Genomic DNA, 1563 nt, shown 5'->3' with positions numbered 1-1563 from the left:
GACTACACCATCTACGGTGGGCTGAAGGCCAAGCTGGAGCAGATCGGTGCCGATACCATCACCGATGAAGACAAGAAGACCACCTACTACCTGATCAAGCTGCGCACCGACCGCAGCCATCTGGGCACTGACGAGAAGCCACTGCTGATCATTCCGGGGATGGTGGCTACGGTCGATATCATGACCGGCAAGAAGACCATCATGAGCTACCTGCTCAAGCCGATCATGAAGGCGCGTTCGGAAGCGTTGCGCGAGCGTTAGTAATATTGGCCACTGTATTCAGTGGCCTCCCTGGCCCTATCGCCGGCAAGCCAGCTCCCACAGGTCAAGTGCATGCCTTGAACGTTGTGCTGGACCTGTGGGAGCTGGCTTGCCGGCGATAGGGCCAGAACCGCAATCACGAAACTCAGCGCCAGGGAGCAGGCTCACCAACCAACTGCCCCTGAATCCCGCCCACACCCATCTCGCTCAACACCAACCGCTCACCTTCCGTCTCGACCCGCTCGGCAATCAGCGGCAGGTCGATGCTGTGTGCGGCGCGCTGGACCGCTTCGATGAACAGCCGCTTGTGCTGCTCCTGGTCAATGTTGCGGATGTAGCTACCATCGATTTTCAGGTAAGCCAAGCCCAGGTGCGCCAGGTTGCCGATCATGCTGAAACGCCCACCAAAGCGTTGCAGCGCCAGGCCGAAGCCAAGCGCGTGCAGGCGCCGGGTAAGTTGCTCGAGGGCCGCCTGTTCAGGCAACTGTTCCTCGCCAATTTCGAAAACCAGCCGAGGGCCGAGGGCCGTGTTCTGGCCCAGAAGCTCGAAGACACGCTGAAGGGCCTTGGGGTCGGCCAGAGTGGCGGCGGACAGGTTCAGTGCCAGTACCTGATCATGCCCTCGAAGGTGCGCCAGCACCTTCTCCAACACCAGCACATCAAGCCGCGGCATCCACCCGAAGCGCTCCAGCCAGGGCAGGAAGCGGCCTGCCGGCAGCGCCTCGCCCTGGCCATCCTGCAAACGCGAAATCACTTTGTGATGCAGTACCCTTTGCGCAGAGGCGCAATCCACCACTGGCTGGAAGAACAGTTCGAAATGCCCGTTGTTGAACGCCTGATCCAGCCGCTCGTGCCAGACATGCTGGCTATCCGCAGCAACTGCTGCCACACCTTGTTCAAGGCACACCCAACCCGGCGTTGGCTGGTTTTCGGCGCGGGCCAGCGCCTCGTCAGCAAGCTTCAGCAATGCCTGTGGTGAATCACCGGGACTGAACGGCGCCAGGCCGATACAGGCCACCGGGTCGATATCACTGGCACCCGTTTCGTGCAGGCTGTGCAGCGTTGCTTCCAAGGCCTGGGCAAGCTGTACCGCCTCTTCATGCACCATGCCCGGCGCCAGCACGGCGAACTCGCCCCCGCGGCTGCGGGAAATCAGGTCGTTGGTCTCCGGGTAGCTGGCACAGGTGCGACGCAACTGCTCACCCACGGCCTGCAATAACTGGTCGGTGCGCTGGCCGCCAAGGCGGGCGTTCAATCCTGCCAGCCCCTGGACCCGCAACAACAGCAGGTACCCAGCACGCG

1 protein-coding gene and 1 pseudogene are annotated in these 1563 nt (G+C 62.0%); one reads left to right on the top strand and one right to left on the bottom strand.

Annotated features, from left to right (window positions below; all coding sequences use genetic code 11):
• Positions 1-261: pseudogene (locus JV551A3_RS01805) on the top strand (HlyD family type I secretion periplasmic adaptor subunit); the annotation flags it as partial.
• Between the two features lie 145 nt (positions 262-406).
• Here the strand turns inward: JV551A3_RS01805 and JV551A3_RS01800 are convergent.
• Positions 407-1563, bottom strand: a 1157-nt coding sequence (locus tag JV551A3_RS01800; protein ID WP_133978263.1) for an EAL domain-containing protein, incomplete at its 5' end; no start/stop codon positions are given.

This window comes from Pseudomonas inefficax, from assembly GCF_900277125.1.
In the GTDB taxonomy this organism is placed as follows: Bacteria; Pseudomonadota; Gammaproteobacteria; order Pseudomonadales; family Pseudomonadaceae; genus Aquipseudomonas; species Aquipseudomonas inefficax.
The sequence above is the reverse complement of the archived record's forward strand: the minus strand, read 5'-3'. Positions and strand labels throughout refer to the sequence as shown.